The organism is Bradyrhizobium stylosanthis, assembly GCF_001641335.1.
Lineage (GTDB): Bacteria > Pseudomonadota > Alphaproteobacteria > Rhizobiales > Xanthobacteraceae > Bradyrhizobium > Bradyrhizobium stylosanthis.
In genome coordinates this window covers 1,279,178-1,305,812 of record NZ_LVEM01000002.1, presented here as the reverse complement: position 1 = coordinate 1,305,812, position 26,635 = coordinate 1,279,178, and the positions used below count along the sequence as shown (strand labels likewise).

Annotated in this window: 28 protein-coding genes and 1 tRNA gene; 17 read left to right on the top strand and 12 right to left on the bottom strand. The window is 64.6% G+C overall.

Annotated elements, in window-relative coordinates; genetic code table 11:
• Positions 1 to 25 precede the first annotated feature (25 nt).
• The gene (locus A7X65_RS18045) at positions 26 to 1,645 is read left to right on the top strand and encodes an ABC transporter substrate-binding protein (RefSeq protein WP_063687033.1); all 1,620 of its coding nucleotides are present in this window, start codon (positions 26 to 28) and stop codon (positions 1,643 to 1,645) included.
• On the opposite strand, the gene A7X65_RS18040 is transcribed toward A7X65_RS18045, so the two are convergent.
• Entirely contained in the window at positions 1,642 to 2,985 is a 1,344-nt protein-coding gene (locus A7X65_RS18040; RefSeq protein ID WP_063687787.1) for a glycoside hydrolase family 3 N-terminal domain-containing protein, read from the bottom strand. The two genes, A7X65_RS18045 and A7X65_RS18040, sit on opposite strands and share 4 nt — an antisense overlap.
• Positions 2,986 to 3,173: 188 nt before the next feature.
• Between A7X65_RS18040 and A7X65_RS18035 the strand changes: the two genes are divergently transcribed.
• From A7X65_RS18035 to A7X65_RS18025, 3 genes are read left to right on the top strand one after another with little or no spacing between them, the layout of a single operon-like run.
• Positions 3,174 to 4,676, top strand: coding sequence for a DUF4153 domain-containing protein (locus A7X65_RS18035; RefSeq protein WP_063687785.1), 1,503 nt, complete (start codon positions 3,174 to 3,176; stop codon positions 4,674 to 4,676).
• Positions 4,677 to 4,688: 12 nt separating this feature from the next.
• The gene (locus A7X65_RS18030) at positions 4,689 to 5,393 is read left to right on the top strand and encodes a response regulator transcription factor (protein ID WP_063687031.1); all 705 of its coding nucleotides are present in this window, start codon (positions 4,689 to 4,691) and stop codon (positions 5,391 to 5,393) included.
• Positions 5,390 to 6,976: an ATP-binding protein gene (locus A7X65_RS18025; protein WP_063687029.1), complete on the top strand. Its 1,587-nt coding sequence runs from the start codon at positions 5,390 to 5,392 to the stop codon at positions 6,974 to 6,976. Before A7X65_RS18030 ends, A7X65_RS18025 begins: the two co-directional genes overlap by 4 nt.
• On the opposite strand, the gene A7X65_RS42655 is transcribed toward A7X65_RS18025, so the two are convergent.
• Positions 6,973 to 7,113 (bottom strand): hypothetical protein, encoded by a 141-nt coding sequence (locus A7X65_RS42655; protein WP_007597071.1) that lies wholly within the window; start codon positions 7,111 to 7,113, stop codon positions 6,973 to 6,975. The two genes, A7X65_RS18025 and A7X65_RS42655, sit on opposite strands and share 4 nt — an antisense overlap.
• A gap of 79 nt (positions 7,114 to 7,192) precedes the next feature.
• Between A7X65_RS42655 and A7X65_RS18020 the strand changes: the two genes are divergently transcribed.
• The 6 genes from A7X65_RS18020 (at position 7,193) to A7X65_RS17995 (ending at position 13,536) form a co-directional block, all read left to right on the top strand.
• Positions 7,193 to 7,762 (top strand): alpha-ketoglutarate-dependent dioxygenase AlkB, encoded by a 570-nt coding sequence (locus tag A7X65_RS18020; protein WP_063687027.1) that lies wholly within the window; start codon positions 7,193 to 7,195, stop codon positions 7,760 to 7,762.
• Between the two features lie 201 nt (positions 7,763 to 7,963).
• A complete protein-coding gene (locus tag A7X65_RS18015) occupies positions 7,964 to 8,386 on the top strand; it encodes a DUF3606 domain-containing protein (protein ID WP_063687025.1) in 423 nt (140 codons plus the stop codon).
• A gap of 17 nt (positions 8,387 to 8,403) precedes the next feature.
• The gene (locus A7X65_RS18010; RefSeq protein WP_063687023.1) at positions 8,404 to 8,895 is read left to right on the top strand and encodes a hypothetical protein; all 492 of its coding nucleotides are present in this window, start codon (positions 8,404 to 8,406) and stop codon (positions 8,893 to 8,895) included.
• A 123-nt stretch (positions 8,896 to 9,018) separates the two neighbouring features.
• Positions 9,019 to 9,948, top strand: a complete 930-nt coding sequence (locus tag A7X65_RS18005; protein WP_063687021.1) for an alpha/beta hydrolase — start codon at positions 9,019 to 9,021, stop codon at positions 9,946 to 9,948.
• A gap of 287 nt (positions 9,949 to 10,235) precedes the next feature.
• Positions 10,236 to 11,987: an SIR2 family protein gene (locus A7X65_RS18000; protein ID WP_063687019.1), complete on the top strand. Its 1,752-nt coding sequence runs from the start codon at positions 10,236 to 10,238 to the stop codon at positions 11,985 to 11,987.
• Positions 11,988 to 12,309: 322 nt separating this feature from the next.
• On the top strand, positions 12,310 to 13,536 hold the full coding sequence (locus A7X65_RS17995) for an ABC transporter substrate-binding protein (protein ID WP_063687783.1): 1,227 nt from the start codon (positions 12,310 to 12,312) through the stop codon (positions 13,534 to 13,536).
• Between the two features lie 45 nt (positions 13,537 to 13,581).
• Here the strand turns inward: A7X65_RS17995 and A7X65_RS17990 are convergent, their stop codons facing one another.
• Positions 13,582 to 15,144, bottom strand: coding sequence for an adenylate/guanylate cyclase domain-containing protein (locus A7X65_RS17990; protein ID WP_063687017.1), 1,563 nt, complete (start codon positions 15,142 to 15,144; stop codon positions 13,582 to 13,584).
• 184 nt (positions 15,145 to 15,328) lie between these two features.
• On the opposite strand from A7X65_RS17990, the gene A7X65_RS17985 reads away from it, so the two are divergent.
• Entirely contained in the window at positions 15,329 to 16,420 is a 1,092-nt protein-coding gene (locus tag A7X65_RS17985) for an enolase C-terminal domain-like protein (protein WP_063687015.1), read from the top strand.
• A 37-nt stretch (positions 16,421 to 16,457) separates the two neighbouring features.
• Here the strand turns inward: A7X65_RS17985 and A7X65_RS17980 are convergent, their stop codons facing one another.
• The gene (locus A7X65_RS17980) at positions 16,458 to 16,880 is read right to left on the bottom strand and encodes a RidA family protein (RefSeq protein ID WP_063687013.1); all 423 of its coding nucleotides are present in this window, start codon (positions 16,878 to 16,880) and stop codon (positions 16,458 to 16,460) included.
• A 127-nt stretch (positions 16,881 to 17,007) separates the two neighbouring features.
• Between A7X65_RS17980 and A7X65_RS17975 the strand changes: the two genes are divergently transcribed.
• Complete coding sequence (locus A7X65_RS17975; RefSeq protein ID WP_063687011.1) at positions 17,008 to 17,493, top strand: NUDIX hydrolase; 486 nt, start codon at positions 17,008 to 17,010, stop codon at positions 17,491 to 17,493.
• Positions 17,494 to 17,663: 170 nt separating this feature from the next.
• On the opposite strand, the gene A7X65_RS17970 is transcribed toward A7X65_RS17975, so the two are convergent.
• Both A7X65_RS17970 and A7X65_RS17965 read right to left on the bottom strand, forming a co-directional pair.
• On the bottom strand, positions 17,664 to 17,909 hold the full coding sequence (locus tag A7X65_RS17970) for a hypothetical protein (protein WP_063687781.1): 246 nt from the start codon (positions 17,907 to 17,909) through the stop codon (positions 17,664 to 17,666).
• 11 nt (positions 17,910 to 17,920) lie between these two features.
• Entirely contained in the window at positions 17,921 to 18,394 is a 474-nt protein-coding gene (locus A7X65_RS17965) for an L-2-amino-thiazoline-4-carboxylic acid hydrolase (RefSeq protein WP_063687779.1), read from the bottom strand.
• 248 nt (positions 18,395 to 18,642) lie between these two features.
• On the opposite strand from A7X65_RS17965, the gene A7X65_RS17960 reads away from it, so the two are divergent.
• Entirely contained in the window at positions 18,643 to 19,119 is a 477-nt protein-coding gene (locus A7X65_RS17960) for a DUF4440 domain-containing protein (RefSeq protein WP_245323589.1), read from the top strand.
• Between the two features lie 26 nt (positions 19,120 to 19,145).
• Here the strand turns inward: A7X65_RS17960 and A7X65_RS17955 are convergent, their stop codons facing one another.
• The 3 genes from A7X65_RS17955 to cpdR form a co-directional block, all read right to left on the bottom strand.
• On the bottom strand, positions 19,146 to 19,385 hold the full coding sequence (locus tag A7X65_RS17955) for a hypervirulence associated TUDOR domain-containing protein (protein ID WP_063687007.1): 240 nt from the start codon (positions 19,383 to 19,385) through the stop codon (positions 19,146 to 19,148).
• Between the two features lie 144 nt (positions 19,386 to 19,529).
• Positions 19,530 to 19,604: transfer RNA gene (locus tag A7X65_RS17950), tRNA-Val, on the bottom strand.
• A 75-nt stretch (positions 19,605 to 19,679) separates the two neighbouring features.
• Entirely contained in the window at positions 19,680 to 20,039 is a 360-nt protein-coding gene (cpdR, locus tag A7X65_RS17945; protein ID WP_007597092.1) for a cell cycle two-component system response regulator CpdR, read from the bottom strand.
• A 334-nt stretch (positions 20,040 to 20,373) separates the two neighbouring features.
• Here cpdR and A7X65_RS17940 point away from each other — a divergent pair, with 334 nt between their 5' ends.
• The 3 genes from A7X65_RS17940 (at position 20,374) to A7X65_RS17930 (ending at position 23,586) form a co-directional block, all read left to right on the top strand.
• Complete coding sequence (locus A7X65_RS17940; RefSeq protein WP_063687005.1) at positions 20,374 to 21,264, top strand: N-formylglutamate amidohydrolase; 891 nt, start codon at positions 20,374 to 20,376, stop codon at positions 21,262 to 21,264.
• Between the two features lie 539 nt (positions 21,265 to 21,803).
• The gene (gene hisN, locus A7X65_RS17935) at positions 21,804 to 22,586 is read left to right on the top strand and encodes a histidinol-phosphatase (protein WP_063687003.1); all 783 of its coding nucleotides are present in this window, start codon (positions 21,804 to 21,806) and stop codon (positions 22,584 to 22,586) included.
• 22 nt (positions 22,587 to 22,608) lie between these two features.
• Positions 22,609 to 23,586, top strand: coding sequence for a Bug family tripartite tricarboxylate transporter substrate binding protein (locus A7X65_RS17930; protein WP_063687001.1), 978 nt, complete (start codon positions 22,609 to 22,611; stop codon positions 23,584 to 23,586).
• A gap of 63 nt (positions 23,587 to 23,649) precedes the next feature.
• Here A7X65_RS17930 and A7X65_RS17925 read toward each other — a convergent pair whose 3' ends face one another.
• Complete coding sequence (locus A7X65_RS17925) at positions 23,650 to 24,540, bottom strand: LysR substrate-binding domain-containing protein (RefSeq protein ID WP_063686999.1); 891 nt, start codon at positions 24,538 to 24,540, stop codon at positions 23,650 to 23,652.
• A 149-nt stretch (positions 24,541 to 24,689) separates the two neighbouring features.
• Here A7X65_RS17925 and A7X65_RS17920 point away from each other — a divergent pair, with 149 nt between their 5' ends.
• Positions 24,690 to 25,442 (top strand): sulfite exporter TauE/SafE family protein, encoded by a 753-nt coding sequence (locus A7X65_RS17920; RefSeq protein ID WP_063686997.1) that lies wholly within the window; start codon positions 24,690 to 24,692, stop codon positions 25,440 to 25,442.
• A gap of 3 nt (positions 25,443 to 25,445) precedes the next feature.
• Here the strand turns inward: A7X65_RS17920 and A7X65_RS17915 are convergent, their stop codons facing one another.
• Complete coding sequence (locus tag A7X65_RS17915; protein WP_063686995.1) at positions 25,446 to 25,856, bottom strand: GFA family protein; 411 nt, start codon at positions 25,854 to 25,856, stop codon at positions 25,446 to 25,448.
• A gap of 62 nt (positions 25,857 to 25,918) precedes the next feature.
• Complete coding sequence (locus A7X65_RS17910) at positions 25,919 to 26,551, bottom strand: LysE family translocator (protein WP_063686993.1); 633 nt, start codon at positions 26,549 to 26,551, stop codon at positions 25,919 to 25,921.
• Positions 26,552 to 26,635 lie beyond the last annotated feature (84 nt).

The following is a 26,635-nucleotide window of genomic DNA, read 5'->3' as shown; positions in this document are numbered from 1 at the left end:
CAACTCTCTCAGCAGCGAGGCACCCATGAGCGCATCGTCTTTCGATTTGAGCCGCCGCCAAATGGTCCTCGGCGGCCTCGGCCTCGCCGGGACGGCCGTGGCTCCGCGTGTTACCTGGGCCCAGGGTCGCGGCGAGACGCTGCTGGTGGTGCAGGAGCTCGGGCCGAACTCGCTGGACATGCAGGGCGTCGGCTCCAACCAGACCGTGAACGGCCTGTCCTGGAATTGCTACGACCGCCTGCTGACCTATGCCGCCAGGACGCTGCCGGATGGGACGGTCTCGTACGACCGCGAGAAGCTCGCGCCGGAGCTGGCCGAGGGCTGGGAGGTCGCGGCCGACGGCATGTCCTGCACCTTCAGGCTTCGCAAGGACGCGAAATTCCACGACGGCACGCCGGTCACGGCGAAAGACGTTAAATGGTCGTTCGACCGCGCGGTGAAGGTCGGCGGCTTCCCGACCTTCCAGATGTCGGCGGGATCCCTTGAAAAGCCCGAGCAGTTCGTGGTGGTCGACGACCACACCTTCCGCATCGACTATGTCCGCAAGGACAAGATGCTGCTGTTCAACGTCGCCGTGGTCGTGCCCTTCATCATCAACTCCGAACTCGCAAAGAAGAACGCGACGGCGGAAGATCCCTGGGCACTGGCCTGGCTCAGGACCAACGAGGCGGGCGGCGGCGCCTACCGGATCGAAAGCTGGAAGCCGGGCAGCGAGACCGTACTGGCGCGCTTCGACGACTGGAAGAGCGGACCGCTGCCGAAGATCAAGCGCGTGATCGCTCGCGACGTCCCCTCCGCCGGCACCCGGCGTGCCATGCTGGAGCGCGGCGACGCCGATATCTCGAGCGGCTTCGCGCCGCGTGATTTCGAGCAGATCATTAGAGAGGGCAAGGTCAAGGTCTCGGGCGTGCCGATCCCGAACGCGCTCTGGTACGTGGCGCTGAATACGGCGAAGCCGCCGTTCGATAACGTCAAGCTGCGCCAGGCCATCGCCTGGGCGATGCCCTATGAGCAGATCCAGAGCAGCGCCTTCTTCGGGCGTGCCGTTCCGATGTACGGCGGCGCGGCCGACGTCTCAAAACCGGTCTGGCCGCAGCCGTTTCCTTACGTCACCGATCTCGACAAGGCCAAGGCTCTGATGAAGGAGGCGGGATTCGAATCCGGTCTGGAAACGACGCTGTCGCTGGACACGGGCACGGCCACCGTCGGCGAGCCGACCGCCATCCTGATCCAGGAGAGCCTCGCCAAGATCGGCATCAAAGCGGGAATCGAAAAGATTCCCGGTGCAAACTGGCGCACGACGCTGAACAAGAAGGAGCTGCCGCTCGCGCTCAACCGCTTCAGCGGCTGGCTCGATTATCCCGAGTATTACTTCTACTGGAATTTCCACGGCAACAACTCGATCTTCAACATCTCCTCCTACCAGAACAAGGAGATGGACGCGCTGATCGACAAGGCGCGCTTCACCGCCGATAGCGCGGAGTACGACAAGACGGTGAGAGATTTCATCGCTCTTTGCATGCGCGACGTTCCCGTCGTTCCGCTCAACCAGCCGATCCACGACGTCGCCATGCAGAAGAGCGTGAGCGGCTACGAGTTCTGGTTTCACCGCGAGCCGGACTACCGCCAGTTCGCAAAGGGCTAGTTGCGACGCGCGACGCTGATTGCGGCAGACGAGACGCGTGCCTGCGCGGTCGGAAAACCGCGCTCAAGCCGCGCCGCGCTCGCATGCAGCATCGCCGCATCGAGCCTGCCCTGCCGCGATCCCTCCAGCGCACAGGCAAAGACCCGGTAGAATTGCGCGCCGTCATAGGCGACCAGCAGCAGATCGACGCCGGCATTGATCGCCTCGACCACGGCCTTGCAGACGTCGTTCTGGTAGATCGCGCCCATCACGAGGTCGTCGGTCATCACCATGCCCTGGTAACCCCATTTGTCCCTGATGATTCCCTGCACGACCTGCTTCGAATGCGATGCGGCGCGATCGGGATCGACGGCGGTGAGCGTGACATGGCCGACCATGAGGGCGCTGCGCGAATGCGACAGCACCTCGCGGAACGGAAGCCAGTCGGTTGTCTCCAGCTCCTTCACCGGCGTGTTGAGACTGGCGCTGAAATGATGCGTGTCGGTGCGCACGCGGCCGATGCCGGGAAAATGCTTGAGCGTGGCGCCGACGCCTGTTTCTTCCAGCCCGCGGACATAGGCACTGGCGATCGTGCTGACGACGACCGGATCGGTCGCAATCGCGCGCTGGCCGATCAGCGTGTGGAAGTCGAGACGATTGCGCCGCTGCGGCGGCTTGAGGTCGAGCACCGGCGCGAGGTTGAGATTGACACCGAGGTCCGCAAGCTCACGGCCGTGGATGCGGCCGAACTCTTCCGCCCTCGCCTGCTGCTCGTCGGGCGCAAGCCCGGTGAGCTTCGCGAGCGCCGGCACCTTGGTCAGCGGCGGCGCGAGATGCCCGACGATGCCGCCTTCCTGGTCCGCGGCGACGACCAGCGGCGGCAGACCGGCCGCGCGCCGCTTGTCCTGGAGCGCCGCGATCTCGGAGCGCAGCGCCTCGATGGTCCGGCCGCGGACGTTGTGGCGGGTGACATAGACGCCGCCGATCAGGCCCTGCTCGGCAAGCCGCGCGACCTCGGGAAAGGAGGAATAGCCGACCATGAAGTGCGGCCCGAGCCGCCGCGCTTCGGTGGCGCTGGCGGCAAGGACGTCGCGCTTGCGCAGCTCGAATTTCAGATGCGCGGCGGACATCAGCAGCGGCGGCAGGCACCACAGCATGACGAGCAGCTTGCCCGCGAAGCTGCGCCAGCGTCCTCTCCACAGCAGGACGATGACGATCAGGAGGCTTGCGACGACAAGGGCGATGTTTCCCCCGCCGCGCAGTGGGACCAGATAGGGATCGTTCTTGTTCGCGGCCACGAACGCGAAGAAGGGCACGGCGAGCCAGAGCAGGATGAGACCGACACGGCGAAGGAATTGCATGATGCACCACATGCGATGGCGATGAATGCTTCGCACCTATCAAGGCGATCTCCGCTAAGCGAGAGGCAAAAGCGCGCCTGCACGAAATCTGCAAAAGACTCCTGAAACCGTGCAGACGATGATCCCGCCTTCTGCACAAGCGCCGTTCAGAGTTCGTGATGTCGCCCATCACGAAAGGTGTTCTGGACATGACGAGCCTGGCTTCGACGATCGCAGCGGACATCCAGCGGGAGGGGCATTCCTCGATCCCCGCCAAGCTCGGTTGCGCGCTGGCACTGGCCGCGCTCGCGGACTGGCTGTTCTATGGCCAGCGGATCGGGCTGTCGCTGACGCTCTTTGCGCTCTCGGTTGCGTGCCTGTCGGTTCTGTTCAATCAAGCCTCGCTCGATCTGCGGCGCGCGGGAATCGGCGCAGCCGTTCTCGTTGCCGGCCTCGTGCCGGCCGTCGAGGATCTCAACACCCTGTCGTTCCTGATCCTCACGGCGTCGCTGACGATTGCTCTGCTGCTCGCGACCAATCCGGAGACGACCGAGCTCGCCGACCGCGCCCGCGCGCTGCGCAATCTTGTCCTGATCGGCCCCTTCAGGTTCTTCCCGGAGGCGCTCCAGGTCTTCAACATGTCGGCCTTCACCCGCGGCATCGCGCTCTGGCTACTTCCGGTGACGCTCGGCACCGTGTTCGTCGCGCTGTTTGCCGCCGCCAATCCCGTGATCGAGCAGTGGGTCTCGCTGCTCAATCCGAAGGTCATCCTCGACTATGTCAGCATCCCACGTGTGCTGTTCTGGATCACGATGCTGGCGCTGGTCTGGCCGTTCATCCATGTGCGCTGGCGGCGCCGCAAGGTCGTGATTCCGGCTGCGGTCGACGGCCCCGTGCCGCCGCCGCTCCCGCCCTTGGTCTCGGCCGAGTTTCTGGGAGCCCCCACCATCCTGCGCTCGCTGATCCTGTTCAACCTGCTGTTCGCGGCGCAGTCCTTGCTCGACGGCATCTATCTCTGGGGCCATGTGGCGTTGCCCGACAACGTGACCTATGCGTGGTACGCCCATCGCGGTGCCTATCCGCTGATCGTGACGGCCCTGCTCGCTGCCGCCTTCGTGCTGGTCGCGATGCGCCCCGGTGGCCCGGCCGAGAAATCCAGAGTGATCCGGCCGCTGGTCTATCTCTGGGTCGGGCAGAACGTGCTGCTTGTCGCCTCGTCAATCCTTCGGCTCGACCTCTATGTCGACGTCTACATGCTGACCTACTGGCGCATCGCGGCCTTCATCTGGATGGGACTGGTGGCGCTGGGACTGATCCTGATCGTCGCGCGCATCGCCCTCGACCGGTCCAACCGGTGGCTCGTCGGCGCCAACCTGATCGCGTTAACGATCGTGCTCTATGGTTCCGCGCTGGTGAACTTCGATGCATTCATTGCCGACTACAATCTGAGCCACAGCAGCGAGACGGGGGGCACGGGCGTGAAGATCGATGCCGACTACCTCCTCACCTTGGGCCCACAGGCACTGCCTGCGATCGACAAGGTCATCGCGCTTCGCGGCGGCGATTACTGTCTTGCGGGACGTCGCGACCGGCTTGTAGAAAGTCAGAGGCAGGACCTGGCGTGGCGTGCCTGGGGCTTTCGGAGCTGGCGGCTGCAGCGCCGGCTCGACGCGCAGGCCAAGGGCCAGCCCGGCAATCAGCCGGCGGGGTGAGCGGAGACTCTTTTGGCGCATCGCATTCTCATCGTCGACGACGAAGGCCACATCCGCGAGGTCATCCGCGTCGCCCTGAAGAAGGCCGGCATGGACGTGATCGAGGCCCGCGACGGCAAGGAGGCGCTGCTCCGCTTTGCCGCCGACAAGCCCGACCTGATCGTGCTCGACATCGGCATGCCCGAGTTCGACGGCCTCGACGTGTGCCGCGAGATCCGCAAGGGCTCGGACGTGCCGATCCTGTTCCTGTCGGCGCGCGACGAGGAGATCGACCGCATCCTCGGCCTCGAGATCGGCGGCGACGATTACGTGACAAAACCGTTCAGCCCTCGCGAGCTGGTGGCGCGGGTCAATGTCATCCTGCGCCGCCTCAGCCCGCGCAACGGCGAGGCCAAGGCCGGGCCGGCCGCGCTGGTGCAGGGCGGCCTGCTGATCGATCCCGAGCAGCATGTCGCGACCTTTGCCGGCACGCCCCTGAAGCTGACCGCGATCGAGTTCGGCATCCTGCGCGCCTTCCTGACCCGGCCGACCTCGGTGTTCAACCGCGAGCAGCTGATGCGGGCGGCCTATCAGCTCAACATCCAGGTCTCCGACCGCACCATCGACAGTCACATCCGCAACATCCGCGCCAAGCTGGCCGTGCTGAATTGCGAGAACGTGATCGAGACCATCCACGGCGTCGGCTTCAAGCTCGGCCGCTGCGAGAAAGAGGCATGAGCGCGGCGCCCGACAAGTGGCGGCCGTCGCTGACCCTCGTGATCTTCACGGTGCTGGCGACGGTCGGCGTGCTGCCGCTGGTCGGCCTGTTCTTCTTTCGCCTCTACGACAACCAGCTGATCCGCCAGACCCAGGCCGAGCTGATCGCGCAGAGCCGCGTGCTCGCGACGATCTATGCGCAGGAGGTCACGGCGAGGCTCGACAGCGGCCTCACGCTCGGCGCCGAGGTGCCGCCGAACGTGCTGCCCGATCCGGGCGAGCAGGTCACCCCGATCCGCCCCGCGCTCGACCTCACCGCCAACGACCTGCTACGACGGCGGCCCGATGCGCTGCCGGCGCCGCAAGCCGCGCAGGCCGCCTATGTCGAGATCGGCGCAAAACTGACGCCGATCATCCGCGAGACCCAGAAGGTGACGCTGGCCGGCTTTCGTATCCTCGATCCGCAGGGCGTGGTGATCGCCGGACGGCAGGAGGTCGGGCAGTCGCTCGCCCATATCGAGGAAGTCGCGGACGCGCTGCACGGGCAGTACCGCGCCACCTTGCGCAACCGCGTCCCGGACAAGCCGCCGCCGCCGATCTATTCCTTCAGCCGCGGCCTCGGCGTGCACGTGTTCTCGGCGATGCCCGTCATCGTCAATAACCGCGTCGCGGGGGTGATCTACACCACGCGGACGCCGAGCAATATCTTCGACCATCTCTATCAGGAGCGCGGCAAGTTCGTGTTGGCCGGGCTCGCCGTCATCCTCGGCACCATCGCGATCGGCCTCGTATTCTCGCGCACCATCACGCGGCCGATGCGCGAACTGATCGACCGCGCCGCGCGGATCGGCCGCGGCGACCGCGAAGCCTTCAGGCCGCTCCGGCACTACGGCACGCGGGAGTTCGCACAGCTCTCGCACAGCTTCCTCGGCATGGCCGAGCAACTGGCACGGCGCTCCGACTATATCGCGACGTTCTCGGCCCACCTCACGCACGAGCTGAAATCGCCGCTGACCTCGATCAAGGGCGCGGCCGAGCTGTTGCAGGACTCGGTGCAAGGCAAGGCTGGCAGCCTGACCCCGGCCGAGCAGACTACGTTCATCGCCAACATCCTGTCCGATACCCAGCGGCTGGAGGCGATGGCGCAGCGGCTGCGCGAGCTCGCCCGCGCCGAGAGCCTGCCGCAGAACGAGCGCACCGAGCTTGCGCCGGTAATCGCCGATCTCAGGAGCCGGTTTCCGGCAAGCGCGATCGAAGCCAGCGGCAGCCTCGACCGGACCATCGGCATGTCCTCGGAGAAGGCGCTGATCGTGCTGTCGCACCTCGCCGATAACGCTATGCGGCACAAGGCCGGGACGATCAGGCTGGAGGCGGTCGACGAGCGGACGACGCTGCTCGTGACGGTCAGCAATGACGGCGAGCCGATCTCGGCCCCGAACCGCGACAGGATCTTTGATGCCTTCTTCACCACCCGCCGCGACCAAGGCGGTACCGGGATGGGCCTTGCGATTGCGCGCGCGGTGATGGCGAGCCATGGCGGCTCGATCAGGCTCAAGCCGACCAACGCCGGCGCGGCCTTCGAGCTGCAGTTTCCCGTAGCCTAGATCGCAAACACCCAGGCGGCGACGATGGTGCCGATGGTGACGAGACCGGCGATGGTCCAGCCGGCGGCGTATTCCAGCTCAGGATGACCGGTCGCCCGCATGATCTCTGCCGGATCGGCGGTATGCTTCTCTGCCATGACAGCCTCGCACATTTCTCCCCGCGTCCTAGATAAGTCGCTTGAGACGCCATTAGGTTCCATCACGGAAATGCGAGGAATGACGCAGCTTGGTTTGTTCGCCGAGCCGGACGCAGGCCCGGCCGGACTTCGCCATACCGACAATTTCATCGACGCCGCCACCGAGCGGGATCTGATCGGCCGCATCGCAGCATTGCCGCTGCAGCGCTTTCAGTTCGGCGCCTTCGAGGGCAACCGCCGGGTGGCCTCCTTCGGCTACCGCTATGATTACACGGTGCAGCGGCTCACCGAGGCCGAGCCGATTCCCGTGTGGGTGCAGCCGGTCGCACGGCAGGTCGAGGCCTGGGCGGGCCTCGCAGAGGGCAGCGTGCGGCAGGTGCTGTGCACCGAATACGACGCCGGCGTCGGCATCGGCTGGCACCGCGACAAGCCGCATTTCGACAAGGTGCTCGGCCTGTCGCTCGGCTCTCCCTGCAAATTCCGCTTCCGCCGCCGCAGCGGCGAGAAATGGCAGCGCCACACGCTCGAGGCCCTGCCGCGCTCGCTCTACATGATGGACGGCGAGGCGCGATCGGAATGGGAGCACAGCATCCCGCCGGTCGAGGCGAGGCGTTACTCCATCACCTTCCGGACCATGAAGCGGATGTGACAGTCCCGCCCAAACTAAACTGCGAAAACAACCCCATGCACAGTAGAAGCCGCTTTCCGGCATGGGGCGAGGCGGCGTGACGCAACGGCTTGACTCATCGGTGCAAAACGGCCGCTCCGCGCAACCGGAGCGAAGCGCGCGTCTTGCCTTCCAAATCCGGTTGCATGCTAGACTGCAACCAATCCACGGCAGGAGGGAAGCATGGCCGACAACAAGGCAAAGCGTGGCGGAGCGGACCGCGCGCTGATCGCGCTCACCGAGAAATACGAAGTCGCCTACTGGTCGAAGAAGTTCAAGGTGACGCCGGCCAAGCTGAAATACGCCGTCAAGAAGGTCGGCCATTCCGCCAGGAAGGTCGAGGAATACATCAAGCTCCAGAAGCACCGCGCCGCCGACAAGAGCCGGATCGCGCTCAGCGAGGCCTATGAGGTCCGCTACTGGTCGAAGAAGTTCAAGATCACCCCGGCCAAGCTGAAGGCCGCGGTCGCCGCGGCCGGCCACTCCTCCAGGAAGGTCGAGGCCTATCTCGCAGCCCAGAAGGCGGCGAAGAAAGCCAAGAAGGCGGCAAAGAAAACCGTCAAGAAGACCGCAAAGAAGACCGCCAAGCGCAAGAAGGCGGCGTGAAAACTCGGGGGACAGGCATGACGCCAGGTCAAGCGATGCTCGCCTGCGCCACCGTACTTGCCGGTACGCTCCCCCTCGCCGCCTCCGCCGGCGCGCCCGGAAAGGTCTCGGGCGCCACCGCGCTGGCGCTCGCGGGCGTGATCGCGCCGCTGTCGCCGGATCTCACCGGGCCCGAGAAGAAGGCGGTGGCGATGCTGTTCGCCGCCAATGCCGACGTGCCCTACAAGAAGGCCATCGTGGTGACCGCGGACCGGATCGTCTGCCGGACCGGCAATGTCGACATCACCATTCGCAATTGCGAGGTGACCTTCGGCAAGAAGGTGAAGACGGTGAACGGGTCCACCGCCAACGAGATCTTCGCCACCGAAGCGCTGGCGGGCGTGCCGCCCGACGGCGCGGCGGGCTCGAATTTCGAGACCCTTTCCAAGCTGAGCTGCACGATCGATCCCAATGCGATCAGGCGCAAAGACGGCAGCGGGGCCGATTGCACGTTCCAGCCGGGGAATTGATGCGGGAACGGCGCACCGGTAGCCGGTGCCGTGAAATCGCCCCAACACCAGCAACTAATATGGCGAATTGAGAAGACAGGCCAAACGCGCGCGCCAATATCAGGCGCAGGGCCCGGCACCATCATGAAGAATTACCTTGCATTTTTCCTTGTTCTGACCGTCACGACGGCCTCCGCGCATGGTCCGGTGCCGGCGCGGCTGACCGCGCCGTCCGATCTGGTTCGTGTCGGCCTCACCGATTCCGACACCACGGCCGGCGGCACCGCGCGGCTGTGCGAGCAGGTCAGCTTCTCGCGCGGCCTGCGTTACGGCGAGAGCGAAGCCAATGTGCTCGATGTCGCCACCAGCGCGACCAAGGCAGACACGCCGCGGCCGGTGCTGCTGTTCGTGACCGGCGACACCTTCACCGGCGACCGCGCCGCGCCGGAGCTGTCGCGCCAGATTCAGGACCAGGCGATGTGCTTTGCCGCGCGCAACGACATGATCGGGGTCCGCGTCAACTATCGGCTGGCACCGTCGGCGACCTGGCCGATCGGGGCGACCGACGTGGCGGCGGCGCTGTCCTGGATCCACGGCAATATCGACCTGTTCAATGGCGATGCCCGCGAGATCGTCGCGGTCGGCTATGGCGCCGGCGCCTTCCACCTCGCCACCCTGCTGGCGCATCCCGAGCTGCAGACCGACCGTGCCGACGTCGCCGGCGTCGTCCTGGTGTCGGGCTTCTACCGCGTCGGCAAGGACGCCAGCGACAGCGAGAAGGCCTATCTCGGCACGGACGCGACCCAGTACGACAACCGGTCGGTCTTCCCCGGCATTCTCAATGTCGACGTGCCGATCGTGCTGGCCTGGGCGGCGGACGATACCGCCGGCGTCGTGGCCCAGGGCGAGACGCTGAAGAAGACGCTCTGCGGCGCAGGTCACTGCCCACGCAGTGCGATGCTGCGCAACCGCGACGGCATCGCCGCTGCGTTTGGCCTGGATGGCTCCGGCGACAGCCTCGCCGAGCCGACGCTGCTGCTGGTGCACCAGCTCGAGGCGCGCGGGCTACCGTAAGTCCAATGGCGTCTCGGTAAATCGATACGGTCGAATGTTCGCTCAACCTCTTCCGTTGCGGTGGAGGTCGGCGCAAAGCGCCGGGTGATGCTCTCCTCCGCGCCGCGATTGTCCGTTGCGGAAGCACTCTCTCCTCTGGATACGGCGCACGGTGCCTCCGAATTGCCGCCAGTGAGGGCCGTGTGCCCCCTTCATCGCGCAGAAGCCGTTCAAACCGCCTTTTCATTGCAACTAAAAGCTGTATCGTCGTAGATATTGTCCGGGCTGACGGGTACTTGGAAATGTCATTGGATGGGCTGTTCGCGCGCGCCGATAACCGCGTCGCGTCCTTATCGGATAAGCTTGTTGTTGCAGAGCTGGTAGACGTTCTCGAAACTGACGACGTTACGTTTGTTGTCGGTAGCGGCGTTTCCCTCTTTCCTCCCGCCTCCGTCGTCAATGGCCAGCGCGTTACCGAGGCAATTGCGGCGCACCTTTCCGATGGCTTGCCAAAGCAAGATGTTCTGCGCAGGTATCTGGCAAGAGCTGCCTTCGAGGTCATCTTCCAACATAACGATAACGATGCGGCGGTTCGGAAATGGCTTCTAAAGCTGTTCACCTCTGATGATCCAAAAAAACCGAACTCCATACACCGTTCAATAGCAGTTTCCCTGGCGCGCAAACCGGCGCACGTCATAACGACCAATTACGATCGCTTTATAGAGCGAGCTCTGCTGGACGTCGGCGTATCAGTCGACACGATCATTAAGGAGGATGATACGAAATCCGCCTCGACGTCGATTCGATACTTCAAGATTCACGGCTGCACGAGCGATCCCGCTACATTGATCTTCAAGCTGGAGCAGGAGCGTCCACTGCAAGGCTGGAAGGCGAGGACCTTTCGATCGCTCGTCGAAGGGCGGATTGTCATTGTCATCGGCTATTCGGGGAAAGACTTCGAGATCTGTCCGGCTCTTCTGGAGGCAGGTGCGAAGGCTATTCTTTGGAATGCGTTCAGCCTCAATCTCGATCAGGGAGACTTTCCCTCGGAAAATGCAGAGCATTTGTTCAAGCACCTTCCCCTCATGTTGTTTTTGAAGGGGGATATGCACGACATCTTCCTCGTCAAGTCGCAGCGGCCCAGCAATGTCGACGAGGAAATCCTGGGAGAACTCCTCGCTGACATGACGCCTGGCGGGGTGGCGAGATGGCGTGCCGCGGTGCTCGACGTGATTGGAGCACCACGCCAGACAAGACAGGTTCTTCGCGACGGGAAACACAGCTTTGACCCGGCAAGTCGTTTCGAACGCCTGACGGGCGTTGCGTATCGTCGCGGAAAATACAGGACCGCAATCTACTACGGTGCGCGCCTGGCCGCAGCACGTTCACGCGGAGAAGGCATTCACGCGTTCGGCTTGCGTGCAGGGCTGGACGCGGCATTCAAGCTGCGCAACCGAGGCAATCACCGGCTCGCGAAGCTCGCTTATGGAGTTGCCGGGTGGGGCTGGAGCCAAAGCACCTTCAGATTGCGACGCGAGTACGCGATGAATATGGCATGGTTTGAAATTCTCGATCTCCTGCGCTTTGTCAGGTTTGAACGGCGCCTGAAGAGGCGTGTTGGTCAAATGGAATCCATCAGCTTGAAGCAAGGGTTTTGGGGCTCTTACTATTTAGTAAGAGATGTGGCCGAGGAGATCGGGCTGTCGCCAGAGCCTGGCACCCGAACGGTGGTGCCAGCAATGCCGTCTCAGCTTGGCTTCAAACATATTGGGAATATTCCTGCCCAGCTCGATGCCTTCAAGAATGCGAGGCTCGGAGCAGGAATCTCGTGGCAACAGATAGAGGAAGAGATTCAACTCGCTCGCGATACCGAGTTGCATCCGGAACGATGGAAGTGTGCGCTAGCCGCCCTCGAGGCAGGCGGGTGGTCCGCCAAGCAGGACGTCTTGCTGTTGAGACACGTATTTGCCGGCTTATGGAAGTGCGAGTACACGTCTTCGTACGAAGCGCATGTCCTGTGGCGAGCTATCCGCGCCGTCGCTCAACGCTATACGAGTTGAGTTCCGTGCCACTGGCGGCAGCCACTCACACCATTTACTGGGCCCCCTCTCCCCCGCCCCCCGCAAGGGGGGAGCGAGCGCAGTTCTCGCGTCGTGCGTGTCGCAACTTACCCTCCCTGGAGGGGGGAGGATAAGAGCGAGTCCCACACAGGGACTCTCTCAATCGGACAGCCCGGTCAGCACGGCTGCCGTTTCGTTCGCGGCATGCGTCGCATTGAAGCGCACCACCTGGCCACAGGATCGCCAAACGCTTGACCTAGATCAATCCGCCTTGGTGGGGATTGAGCCGACCTCGTGGGAGGCCAACGACAAGGTGTCGAGCATGCGCGTCACCGGCAGACTATTGTTCGTCTCGATTGCCGCCGTCGCGTCGCTCGGCGCGATGTCGCAGCAGCAGCACTCCGAGCAACCGGCAAGCGACAAGGAGATCCGCATCGGCAATGTCATGCCGTATTCGGGCCCGCTGTCGGAATTCGGCGCGATCGGCCAGGCGGAAGCCGCCTATTTCGACATGGTCAACGCGCGCGGCGGCATCAACGGCCGCAAGATCCGCTTCATCACCCGCGACGACAATTCCGATCCGGCAAGCGCGCTGGAGCTGACACGCGGCCTCGTCGAGAAGGACGACGTGCACTTGATGTTCGGCTCGTTCGGCACGCCCGGCAATATCGCCACGCGCTGGTATCTGAACGAGAGGAAAATCCCGCAGCTGTTTATCGCCTCCGGCGACGAGGAGCTGAGCCAGGCCAAGGCGTTTCCCTGGACCATGGGCTGGCAGCCGTCGTTCCGGTCGGAGGGGCGCATCTACGCCAACTACATCCAGGCCTATTACCCGAAGAAGAAGATCGTCGTGCTGTGGCAGAACGACCAGTTCGGCCGCCTGCTCTATAAGGGCATCCAGGAAGGTCTCGGCGATCTGAACCGTCAAGTCCTCGTCGACATCGCCTTCGACATGACGGACGAGCATCTTGACGGGCACGTCTCGATCCTCAAGCGCACCGGCGCCGACGTCTTCATCTTCCTCGGCGTGCCCTCGACGGCCTCCAAGGTGATCAAGCTGGCGGCGTCGCTCAAATGGCGTCCGGTCTTCATCGTCAACGATGCCTCCGCCTCGATCGCCAATGCAATGGCGCCCGCGGGACTGGAGAATTCGGCCGGCGTGGTCTCGGCGGCCTTCCTGAAGGATCCGAGCGATCCTGCATGGAAGGACGACCCCGCCATGAAGGAATGGTTCGCCTTCATGGACAAGTACCACCACGTCGAAAGCACCAACAACAGCGCCGCGCTCTACGGCTATGCCGCGGCCGAGGCGCTGACGCAGGTGTTGAAGCAGTGCGGCGACGATTTCTCGCGCGACAACATCATGCACCAGGCCGCTTCGCTGAAGAGTTATCAGCCGTCCGTCGCGCTGCCCAATATCAGGATGAGCACCTCGCCGGAGCGCTATCTGCCGATCCGGCAGATGCGGCTGGTTCAGTTCGACGGCCGCTCCTGGCAGCCTTTCGGCGAGGTGATCGAGACGGCGTTTACGGAAGGCGCGGCAAGGTGATCGCTCTTACCCTCCTGGAGGGTAAGAAAGAGCCGCTATGCCCCCTCACGCTGGCTTCAGCGAGGCCAGGGCGTTCTCCAGCAGCGTACGGACGCGGGCGGCGTCGCCGGATTTCACCACGGCCGGGTCGAGATAGAGCTCGAGGCCCGGCGCGCGCTCGGTGATGATGCCGCTCTTCTCCGCCGCGGCATCGTTCAGCGCGTCCACCGAATAGGGAATGACCTCGCGGCTGATGCCCTTCATCGTGATTGCCGGCAACGCATGGGCGCGGACGATGTCGCTGACGAGGGCAAAGGTCTCGTAGCTCAGCACGATGCCGCCGGGCTCGGCGATCGATTGCAGGCGCGCGGCAAGGTTCGCCTCGGCACCGATGATGGTGTAGTCCATGCGGTCGCTGCTGCCGAAATTGCCGACATTGCAATAGCCGGAATTGATGCCCATGCGGGAACGGAACGGCTGCTCGATGCCGGACGCGCGCCATTTCGCGTTGAGCTCGGCAAGACGCTGCTGCATGCGCCAGGCCATCTGCAGGCAGGCCTGCGCGTCGGCGCGGTCGCCCCTGGTCTCGGGATCGCCGAAGAAGATCAGCATGGCATCGCCGATGAACTTGTCGACGGTGCCGCCATATTCGAGCGCGATCGCCGACATCTCGGTGAAGTACTCGTTGAGGAGCTGGGTCAGCTGCTCCGGCTGCAGCCGCTCCGCGGTCGCGGTGAAGTTCTGGATGTCCGAGAAGAAGATGGTGAGCTTCTTGCGTTCGGTGTGGATGGTGACGTCCTTCTGGCCGGAGAAGATGCTCTTGTAGACCTGCGGCGGGATGTAGCGCGAAATCTTCATCGACAGCGAGGCCAGGAAGTCGTTGGCGGATTCGAGCTCCTTGTTCATGCCCTTGATGCGGCGCGCCTGGCGGCGCTGCAGCGAGAGGAACGACAGGCCGCTGCCGGCCGCGATCAGGAAATAGGCCAGCAGGAACTTGAACGAGAAGATGTTGGCGGCGATCGGCTGGGCGATGATCACCTCCTGGATGCCGCGGACATCCCCCACCTTCCAGTCCTTCTTGGGGCTCTCGGGGTGGCTGTTGTGGCAGCTCACGCAGGCCGGGCCCATGGTCACCGGCGCGACGAGGCGGACCTTGTCGTTGAACAACGAGGTCTCGGTCTCCACGATCTTCTGCTCGGGATCCCTGCGCAGCGCGTCCAGCGCGTCCTTCTCGAACTTGTCGAGCTGGTGCGGCGCGCGGTTCTGGAACGGGAAGTCCGAGACGAAACGGTAGGTGATGTTCTCCTGTTGCGCGCCGATCACCCGGCCGAGCTCGAGCGACAGCGTGGCCGGGATCGGGATCGCGCCGGGAACCGACTCGTAATTGTGCACGACCCTGGTCGTGCCGTTGGGGTTGGCGAGGATGCGCCCGACCACGTTGGAGGCATAATAGCTGCGCACGCTCGTGATCACCGAGTTCAGATCGATCGCCTGGCGGCGCAGCGCGGTCTTGGAGAGCTCGGTCAGGTCCAGCCACACCGCCAGCGGCAGAGCGAGCAGGAGGAAGGCGATCGCAGCGCCGGTCAGGAGGCCGCTCTTGCGCTGTTCTTCGGAGATCTCTTGTTTCACTCTATGGCTCCGTTGTGTGCAATCTTGTCGCAAATCACCGGGATTTGCGGCACAGCCTGCGGCGGCACAGAGCCCATAAACCCGGGTCCGCGCAACCCCCATTTATGGTGGTCGCGGCAGGCGGCTTTTCGTTTCATGACGAATGCTTTACGAACCTGCATTCACTCCGCCGGGAGACCTGGACATGACCGAGACCATCCGCATCAAGCGCTTTGTTGCGCGCCCCGTGATCGTGCCGATGAACCTGCCGCTGAAAACCTCGACCGGGGCCGTGGCAAAGGCGCCGCTGGTGCTGATCGACTGCGAGACCGACCAGGGTGCGGTGGGGCACGCCTATCTGTTCTCGATCACGCCTTCGGCTTTGAAGCCGCTGACCGCGATGGTCACGGAGATGTCGGAGCTCATCGCCGGCGAAGAGCTGCTGCCGTTCGAGATCGAGCGCAAGCTGAGCCAGCGCTTCACCCTGCTCGGGCTCGCCGGCCTGCAGCGGCTGGCGCAATCCGGCATCGACATGGCGGCCTGGGATGCGCTGGCGCGCAGCAGAGGCCTGCCGCTGGCGCGGCTGCTCGGCGGCGCGCCGAAGCCGGTCAGGGCCTACAATTCGAAAGGGCTCGGCATCATGCCTGTTGGTGCTGCGGTGGAGGAGGCCCACAAGCTGCTGGCCGAAGGTTTTCACGCCGCGAAGATCCGTGTCGGCCGCAGCGATGCGCGGGAGGATCTCGCCGTCGTCCGCGCGGTGCGCAAGGCGGTCGGAGACGACGTGACGCTGATGTGCGACTACAACCAGGCGCTCACCGTCACCGAGGCGATCCGCCGCGGCGAGATGCTCGACGACGAGGGCCTGAGCTGGATCGAGGAGCCGATCCGCCACGACGACTACGCCGGCTGCGCCCGCATCGCCGATGCGCTGGGGACGCCAGTCCAGATCGGCGAGAATTTCGACAGCGCGTTCGCGATGCAATCCGCATTGTCCGCGGAGGCCTGCGACTTCGTGATGCCCGACGTGCAGCGCATCGGCGGCGTCACCGGCTGGCTCCGCGCCGCCGCGCTGGCGCATGCCGCAGGGATCGAGATGTCGACGCACCTGTTCTCGGAGGTCAGCGCGCATCTGCTCTGCGTGACGCCGACCGCGCACTGGCTGGAATATGTCGACTGGGCCGACGCGGTGCTGTCGACGCGGCTGCAGATCAAGGACGGCTTCGCGCTGCCGAGCGAAGAGCCCGGCAACGGGATCGCGTGGGATGAAGCCGCGGTGAAGAAATATCTCGTTGCATGAGGCCGCCGGACGCGGCGTCGATCACCGATCGGCGGGCCTACGACCGAACCGCGGCAATCATGCTCAGCTCGACGGGAGCCCCGCGCGGCAGCTCGGCGACGCCGACGGACGTCCGCGTGTGACGACCGCGATCGCCGAGGCGTTCGATCAGCCGGTCGGAGGCGCCGTTCATGACTTGCGACTGCTGGGTAAACCCAGGTGCCGAGGCGACGTATCCGACGAGTTGCAGGACCTGGATGATCCTGTCCTCTCCGCCCGTTGCGTGATTGATGGCGGCAAGACAGAGGTCGGCGCAAAGGGCGGCAGCTTCCTGTGCGGCCGCGATATCGACACCCGCGCCGACCTTGCCCGCATACAGCAGGTCTTCGCCGCGACGCGGCAGCTGACCGCTGACATAGGCAATCCCGCCATGGATGATCACCGGCAGATAATTGCCGCCGGGCTTGTTCACACTGCTCATCTCGCCAGCCTGCCTTCTCTTCGCCTTTGGGATGACCGGACAATGGCAGGCGGTGAGTCCCGGATCAAGACTGCGAAGCTTTCGCCTGCCGTTGCGCAGCGGCGGCGCGCGCGATAACGATCCCCCCATGACCACATGGCGTCCACATCCCCGCATCCGCGTCGTCGCGATCGGCCTGCACTGGCGGGACGGGCGGCTGCTGGCGGCCGAGGTGCGCGACGATGCGGGGCGGCTTAGGGGCGTACGCCCGCTCGGCGGCGAGATCGAGTTCGGCGAAAGCTGGCAGGTCGCCCTCATGCGTGAATTCGACGAAGAGCTCGGCATCGAGATCGCCATCACAAGCGCGCCGTTGATGCTGGAGAACATTTTCGTGCACGAGGGATCGACCGGCCACGAAGTGATCTTCCTCGCCGAAGTCGCGTTTCCAGAGGGCGCATTTGCCGGCCAGGACCGCATCGATTTCCGCGAGGACAATGGCGAAGAGATCGTCGCGCGCTGGTTCGACCTCGCGGAGCTCGACGTGGATGGCGGGCCGCAGCTCTATCCGACCGGGCTGAAGGAGTTGCTGCTCGGGCGCAATGTTTCGAGCCCGTCATCCCCGCGCAACCGCTAAGCGGTTGTCGCTGGAGGCGCGAGTGGCGCGATGCTCAGCATCGCGCCGGGAGCCTCGAAGGATGAACGGCCCGGACATAGCCGGGCCGTCGCCCTTCGAGGGCCGCTGGAGAAGCGGCCACCTCAGGGTGACGGATATGGACTTGAACACATCGCAGCCTACCCGCGAGGCTACCAGGTCTCCGCGCCCGGGATCTTCTTCCGCACCGCCATGCGCTGGATCCAGATGCAGCGGCGGACGGATCGGTTGGAACGGCCGACGGCGGATATCCCCTCGCCGGCCTGAAGCAGCGGCGCCACGTTCTGGCGCAGCTCGCGGCAGCGCTGGAGCTCGGCCTGCCAGTCGATGATCCCAGCGTCCGCGCGCGGCGCAAGCAGCGGCAGCATCACCATGGCGACGCAGATCGTCCTTAACATCGACATTCCCTTCATGGCGCGCCGCCGCTATCGCGCCGATAGCGGAAGTCGCAATGGTCGGCACCCTGCATGATCGTCTGCGTGCGCGCGAGCCTGACGTCGGGGCCAAACCCTTCCGCGGTCGCGAAGTCCGCGGTGCAGACCAGGAGAAAGCCGAGCTCGGGCTCGCCGAGCGCCTTGTAGAACTCGGCATAGGCGCAGCGCTTCACGTCGAACGCGAAAGCGTCCGGCGTCTGCTCGATCACGTCATAGGCGAGCGCGTCGTCACGGGCATAGGTCCTGAAAGCCGAGGACACGGCCTTGCCGAGATCGGCCTCGTTCTTCGCCTTCCAGAACTCCTCGCCGAAGCCGCGATAGAGATCGCCGAGCGCCTTGCGCACGATCGCGTTGGCGCGCGCCGCGCCAAGCTCGGCCTGCAGTGCCTTGACCAGCGGCACCAGCACCTGGGCCTGGATCTTGGCCTGTTCGATGACGGACACGGTCATGGGTGGGCGTCCCGCAATGAAGGGCGTAGCCGAGATGATAGCGCAGCTTGATGCCGGCGGCGAGCGTTTGCCTGTTGCACCGAAGGCCCACGCCTCCGTGATCTCACGACCGCCGCCGATCGTGCGATCCTGAAACGTCACCGCGCCCGTGAATGGTATGACGATCACCATTCAAATGCCGGCAATGGCGAGAGGTGAACATGATCCGACCCGAGATGTCTCAGGATAACGTCAGGCCACGCCCTTTGGTGCGACGTAGGCGTCTTGCGGCCATCACCGCAGCGCTCTTTCTCGCGGCGGCATTCTGGCCGGCCGCCCCCGCGCTGGCCGCTGCAAACGAAGCCGAGGCACGCGCCATCTTCGAGAGGTTCGTTACCGCGCAGAATGCGCACAACGCGGACGATGTGAAAGCCCTGCTCTGGAATTCGCCGGCCACGCTGCTGTTTGCCCGGAACGTCGAGACGCGGGGACGTGACGCTGTCGCCGACCGCTTCAAGACCTATTACGAGGGCACCTGGCATCTCGAACCCGACATGTCGAAATTCCACGTCGCCGTGATCTCGAACGAGGTCATGCAGGTCCTCGTGCCGATCGTGTTCACGCGCGCCCTGCCGGGCAAGCCACCGCAGCAGAACACGTTCCTGATCAGCCAGACCTACGTCCGGGATGCGGACGGCTGGTCGGTTGCCTCGATCATGCCGATCGCGAATACGGAACTGAAGTAGAGGGATGCAAGACCCGGGCTGCGGACTCAGGTCCGCAGCAGTCGCAGCGCCCGGCCCTTGTGCAGGGCGATGTGGTCGGTCTTGTCGCTCTTGATCTCGTATTGCGGATCATCAGGCGAGGCGTGGTGCGTGTAGCCCTTGTAGTCGACGTCCCTGGTGTGGACGCGCAGGATATGGCCGCGCACGCGGCCGGCCTCGGAATTCCAGCTGACGTGGTCGCCGCGTTTGAAGGATTTTGCGGAGGTCTGTGGGGGCCGCTTGGGCATGGCGGAACAATGCCGGAGCGAGCCGGGGTGTTCCAGGGCAACGGAGGATGACGCAGCCGTCCGTCTACGCTCTTCGAGCTACGCCGGACACGCTTCGCCATCATTTGAGTGTGGCTGGGCCACGCAAAGCCTTTTGGCGAAGCGTGGTGGGCACGACAGGGATCGAACCTGTGACCCCTACCATGTCAAGGTAGTGCTCTCCCGCTGAGCTACGTGCCCTAATAGTCCACTTACGTCGGGTGGGGTCCCTATAACGGCTCAGGGGACCCTGCGCAAGGACGGAAGGAGGCCGATTTAGGCCGCCAGCATCTTGTTCACTTCGCTGACCAATTCGCGCAGATGCACGGGCTTGGACAGCACCTTGGCGTTCTTGGGGGCGTCCGAATCCGAGTTCAGGGCGACCGCGGCGAAGCCGGTGATGAACATGATCTTGATGTCGGGGTCGAGTTCCGAGGCCCGGCGGGCGAGCTCGATGCCGTCCATTTCCGGCATCACGATGTCGGTCAGCAGCATCTCGAACGGCTCTTCCCGCAACCGCTGATAGGCGGCCATGCCGTTGTCATGGGACGAGACCTGAAAACCGGCGTTTTCCAGCGCCTTGACCAGGAAACGGCGCATATCGTTGTCGTCTTCGGCGAGCAGGATCTTTGGCATGGCAGGAAACGTCGAATCCCCAGAGGATATCAGCAGAGGTTACTAAGCCCGACAGAGGGTAAATTTGGGGTGAAAATCTTAACCCCAAGCCGGCCCGCGCTGCCGGTCCCTTGTGGACCCGAACGGGCTCCGAATCAATCGAGCCGCACCAAGCCGTCCCCGCTTGCCTGTCCGCACGGTTAAGACCTGTTCCAAGGGCCGATCACATCTTTTCGCTTGGCAGAATGGTTGCGATTCCGGACAATGACGACACATAAGAGCCGCTCGACCGGCCGAATCATTCGATCCGGGTTCATGCCGGATCGCGCGGCGCGAAGGGACGAAGCCTGAGAAGATGACCCGGTTTGACGGCGAGGTGTCGCCAGCGTTCGAAATCTTCGAGCCCGCCGAATGGCGCGCGCCTGTCATCTTCAACTCGCCCCATTCCGGCTCGACCTATCCGGACGAATTCCTGGCGGCCTCGCGGATCGACCTGCCACAGCTCAGGCGGTCCGAAGATTCCTTCATGGACGAGCTGACCGGCCATTTGAGCGCGCGCGGCTTTCCGACGGTGCGGGTCAACTTTCCCCGCTCCTATGTCGACGTCAATCGCGAGCCCTATGAGCTCGATCCCCGCATGTTCACCGGCCGCCTGCCGAGCTTCGCCAACACCCGCTCGATGCGGGTCGCGGGCGGCCTCGGCACCATTCCGCGCGTGGTCGGCGATGGCCAGGAGATCTATCGCGACCGCATCCTGGTCGACGATGCGCTTGGGCGGATCGAGACGCTGTACAAGCCCTATCATCGCGCGCTGCGCCGGCTGATCAACAAGGTGCACCACATGTTCGGCACCGTGGTGTTGGTCGACTGCCACTCGATGCCGTCGGTCGGCGTCTCCAGGGACGAGCCGCGCCGGCCCGACATCGTGATCGGCGACCGCTACGGCACGAGCTGCACGCCGCTGCTCCCCGACAGGGTCGAGGAGACCATGAGCGGGCTCGGCTATTCGATCGGCCGCAACAAGCCCTATGCCGGCGGCTTCATCACCGAGCATTACGGCAACCCAGCGAGCGGCCTGCATGCGGTGCAGCTCGAGCTCAACCGCGCCATTTACATGGACGAGCGACGGCGCGAGCGCGGCCCGCGCTTCGGACAAGTGGCTGCCGATTTCGGCGTGCTTGCCGACGTGCTGGCGACCACGATCCCGTTCGCCGATCTCGGCCCGTTCCAGGCCGCGGCGGAATAGACCAAACTTTTTCTGCTGTTCTGTCTTGGCGATCGAACCGCGCGCGATTGGCGCGAACGCGTTTTCGCTTCCCTTGCCTCTGCGCATCAAACTGAAATCGGAGGCGGACAGAAAAAAGGGCCGCTTCTAATGAAGAAGCGGCCCAAGTCTAGGGAGGAAACGCCCAAGGAGGGCAGCGGTAACGCAGAGCGCTACCGCACCGCAACAATATGCGGCCGCGCCGCACAAAGTGCAAGGGCTTTCGAGCCGTTTCCCATGCACTATGCACATGGCTCAATTGCTTCCATGGAAACCCAGATTCAGTTTCTTTGATAAGGAAATTCAATGGGTTGATAGTCATTTGCATACGAACAAGGCATGATCGGAACTAAGTTTTCAACTCTGTGATCGATATTTGGCCAGCGGATGACTCGAATGAGGCAGGGACCCTGGGGCATCCAAAATACCAGGGTGCAAAGCCAAGACAGCGCTGCACGCGGGAGGCGAATTGAGCTAGGCAGGAGCGAGCTTCACCTTACTTTCGCTTTTGGGGATTTGCCGTGACGGTGATCGACTTCTCCGCCTTCATCGGACGGCTCGCCACCGCCTCCGGCGAAACCATCCTGCCGTTCTTCCGCACCTCGCTGTCGATCGACGACAAGAGCAAGACCAAGGATTTCGACCCCGTCACCGAGGCCGACCGCGCCGCCGAGGCGGTGATGCGGCGGCTGATCAAGGCGAGCTTCCCCCAGCACGGCATCGTCGGCGAGGAATTCGGCAATGAGCGCGAGGACGCCGACTATGTCTGGGTGCTCGATCCCATCGACGGCACGAAATCCTTCATCGGCGGCTTTCCGATCTGGGGCACGCTGATCGCGCTGCTGCACAAGGGCACGCCGGTGTACGGCATGATGCACCAGCCCTTCATCGGCGAGCGCTTTTCCGGCGACAACGGCTCGGCCACCTACAAGGGCCCCTCCGGCGAGCGCCGCCTCCAGGTCCGCCGCTGCGCCTCGCTGTCGGAGGCGACGACCTACACCACCTCCCCGCTGCTGATGAACGAGCGCGACCGCGCCATTTTCGGCCGGATCGAGAAGGGCGCCCGGCTGTCGCGCTATGGCGGCGACTGCTACTCCTATTGCATGCTGGCGGCCGGCCATGTCGACCTCGTGGTCGAGACCGAGCTGAAGCCCTACGATATCGCGGCGCTGATTCCGATCGTGACCGGCGCCGGCGGCGTCGTCACCACCTGGGAAGGCAAGCCGGCCCAGGGCGGCGGCCGCATCGTCGCGGCCGGCGACGCCAGGGTCCACGAAGAAGCACTGAAGCTGCTCAACCAATAACAAACGCGAGCGGGAGGCTTGCATGACCATCTCACGCAGGCTGCCGGCTGGATTGTTGTTGGGATTGCTGTTGCTGCTGCCGTCATTGGCGTCGGCGCAGAATTTTCCGGCAAAGCCGATCAAGCTGATCGTGCCGTTCCCGGCCGGCGGGCCCAATGACATCATCGCGCGCGTGATCGGCCAGCGCATGTCGGAGCTGTCGGGCCAGCCGGTGCTGATCGACAATCGCGGCGGCCAGGGCGGCGTGCTCGGCACCGACGCGGTCTCCAAGGCTCCGCCCGACGGCTACACCATCGCGATCTCCTCGGCCGGCGCGCTCGCGATCAGCCCGAGCATGGAACGCGTCGCCTACGACACCCAGACCGACCTCGCGCCGGTGACGCTGGTTGCGACCGTGCCGGAAATGCTGGTGGTCGCCACCAACGTGCCCGTCAAGGACGTCGCCGAGCTGATCGCGCTCGCCAAATCGCAGCCGGGCAAGCTCAACTTCGCCTCCTCCGGCCCCGGCAGCCTGCCGCATCTCGCCGGCGAATTGTTCAAGCTGACGGCCAAGATCGACATCGTCCACGTGCCCTATCGCGGCGCCGCGCCCGCGGTGAACGATCTGCTGGGCCAGCAGGTGCAGATGACGTTCCTCGATCTCCCGGTGCTGCTGCCGCAGGTCAAGGCGGGCGCCTTGAAGCCGATCGCGATGGGTTCGGCCGAGCGCGCGCCGACCGCGCCCGAGGTGCCGACGCTTGCGGAGGCCGGCTTTCCCGATCTGCGCGTCGAGAACTGGTACGGCATGGTCGCGCCCAAGGGCACGCCGAAAGAGATCGTCACCGCGCTGCATACGCTGGCGACCAAGGCGATGGCGGATCCTGGCGTGAAGGAGAAGCTCGCCCAGCAGGGCGCGACGCTGGTCGGCGACGAGCCGGAGCATTTTCGCGCCTTCATCGCCGACGAGACCAAGAAGTGGGCCAAGGTGATCAAGGACGCCGGGGTCGAGACGGCAAAGTAGGCGCGGTCCGTTTCCGTGCCGTCATGGCCGGGCTTGTCCCTGCCATGACGAGTTTGTGGCTTCTCACACCGCCTCTGCCCTCAGATGCTCCACCAGCATCTTGGCCGGCCGCGGCAGCGTCTTGAAGCTGCGGGCGCAGATCACGAGCTTGCGGTTGGCCCAGGCATCGCGCAGGCGGACCATGGCGAGCGGCATCAGCCTGGCGCAGCGGCGGGCGGCGGATATCGGCACCAGGGCGATGCCGACATCGGCGGCGACCATCTGGCAGATCGCGTCGAAGTCGCGCAGGCGCGCCCGGTAGTGCGGGCGCATGCCGAGCCGGGCGGCGTGCTTCGAAATGTGCATCTGAAGCGCGGTGGCACTGGTGAGCCCGACGAAGTCGCAGGCGCCCGCCTCCTGAAAATCGATCTGGCGGCGGCCCGCGAACGGGCCGCGCTTCGACGTCACCAGCGTCAGGTGATCCTCGCTGAAGACGAAGCGCTCGATATGATCGGGCAGCGCATGCTCGGCGGCGAAGCCGAGATCGGCGGCGCCGGCGGTGATCGCGGCCGCGATGTCGGTGCTCTCGCGCTCCTCGATGTCGATGGCAACGTCGCGATGTTCGCGCAGGAAGCCGGCCAGCGCCTTCGGCAGATGCTCCGAAAGCCCCGAGGTGTTGACGAGAAAATGCACGCTCGCGCGCACGCCGCTGGCAAAGCCGGCGAGGTCACCGCGCATGGCGTCGACCTGGTGGATGACGAGCCGGGCGTGATCGAGCAGGCTCTCGCCGGCCGCGGTCAGCTCGACGCCGCGGCGCCCGCGCTTGAGCAGGGCGACGCCGAGCGCATCCTCGAGGCCCTTGATGCGTGCACTGGCAGAGGCCAGCGCCAGGTTCGACCGCTCCGCGCCGCGGGTGATGCTGCGCTGGTCGGCGACCGCGATGAAGAGTTGGAGATCGACGAGATCGAAGCGCATGGCAGGTTTCTCCAAACCTCATTGTTCGGGCAGGACCTCTGCGGAAGGTCGCGCATTTTCCGGATTGTGCCTGAGCCTTCGTCGCGAACGAAGGCTGGCTCCATAACCTCCAGATTGTGCCGGAGTGCGCCTTGGGTCAATGTGCCGGCATGTTCGACCCTCTCCTCATCGTCATCGCTGCGGTCTTCCTGCTCGCCGGATTCGTCAAGGGCGTGATCGGGCTCGGCCTGCCGACCGTCTCCATGGGACTGCTCGCCGTGAGCATGGCCCCGAGCCGCGCCATCGCCATCGTGATCGTGCCCGCCATCGTCACCAATATCTGGCAGACGTTTGCCGGCCCCTATCTGCGGGACATATTGCGGCGGCTGTGGCCGCTGATGATCGGCACCGTGATCGGCTGCTGGCTCAATGCCGGCGCGCTGACCGGCCCGCATGCGCGCTACGGCACGATCGTGCTCGGCGTGCTGCTGGTCATCTACGCCGTGATCGGGCTGAACAAGCTGCAGTTTCGCGTCGCGCCGAAAAACGAGAAATGGGTCGGCGGCGTCGTCGGCGTGATCACCGGCGCGATCTCGGCCTCGACCGGCGTGCAGGTGATCCCCTCGATGCCGTTCATGCAGGCGATCGGCATGGAGAAGGACGAGCTGGTGCAGGCGCTTGGCGTGTTCTTCACCACCGCAACGGTGGCGCTCGCCTTCAACCTCACCGCCGGCGGATTGCTGACGCCGGCCAATGCCGTGCCGGGCGCAGTCGGGATGGCGATGGCCTTTGCCGGCATGTTCATCGGCCAGTCCGTGCGGGCGCGGATGCCGGCCGAAGCGTTCCGCCGCTGGTTCCTGATCGCGATGATTTTGCTCGGGCTCTATCTCGCCGGCAGCGCGCTGGCGAAGGAGTTCGCCTGACGCTTACGATTTCGGCTCGAAGCCCGGCACCCACTTCTCGTGCTGGGGCAGTTCGTCCTGGATCGTCCACCACGGCGCGCGCGACGAGGTGAAGACGTGAAGGCGCGGCCTCACTTCCGGATCGTCGTCGAGCAGGCCGGCGGGAATGCTGACGGTCGGCAGGTAGCTCGCCTTGCCGGGCGTCAGGCAGCCGCAAATCTTGCAGCGATGGCGGAAGCTTCCCGGCGCGGATTCATAGGCCACCGTCATGTCCTCGCCCGCGACAAAGCGAAACTTGTCGGCATCGACATGGGCGTAGGTGGCGAACGCGGCACCGGTCAGCTTGCGACAATTGGCGCAATGGCAGTGCGTCAGTGCGCGCACCCGGTCGACCTCGAAGCGCACGGCGCCGCACAGACAGCTTCCACGAATCATCGAAACCTCCCCCGCGCGGCCTCTGTCGGGCCGATTGCGCGCCACTCATTCGTTCGAACGAGCTACCGCGTCTCCAGCATGGCGACGCGGATGCCGAGATAGATGAAGAGGCCGCCGAGCGCGCGGTTGATCCAGGCGAAGGCGCCCTCGGACTGCCGCAGCCGGTTGGCGGCCTTGGCCGCGAAGGCGGCGAGCACCAGGCACCACAGCGTGCCCGTGAAGATGAAGATCAGGCCGAGCGTCAGGAAGGCGAGCGGCTTGTGCGGCGCATCGGCTGCGACGAATTGCGGCAGGAAGGCCAGGAAGAACAGCGCGACCTTGGGATTGAGCGCGTTGGTGAACACACCCTGCAGGAACACCCGCCGCAGCGAGCTGCGCTCGGCCTCGTCCCGGACCGCCGCCAGCACGGGCCGCGACCACAGCATCTGGAGGCCGGTGACGACCAGATAGGCCGCCCCGACCAGCTTCACGATCGAAAAGGCGGTTGACGAGGCCATCAGCAGTGCCGAAAGACCGATCGCCGCGCCCGCGACATGGAAAAAACAGCCACAACTGATGCCGAAAGCGGCGGCGGCGCCGCCGCGCCAGCCCATCTGCATGCTGCGGCCGATCACATAGACGCTATCAGGGCCTGGCGTGATGTTGAGCAGCACGCCGGAGAGGATGAAAAGCCAGATTTCGTGAATGCCCAGCATGCAAGCGGCCCCCTCTCGCCCGTCCGGGCGGTCTCAAATTCCGCTTAGTCGGTTCGGCTGCCGCCGTCCACCGCCGGGATTGCG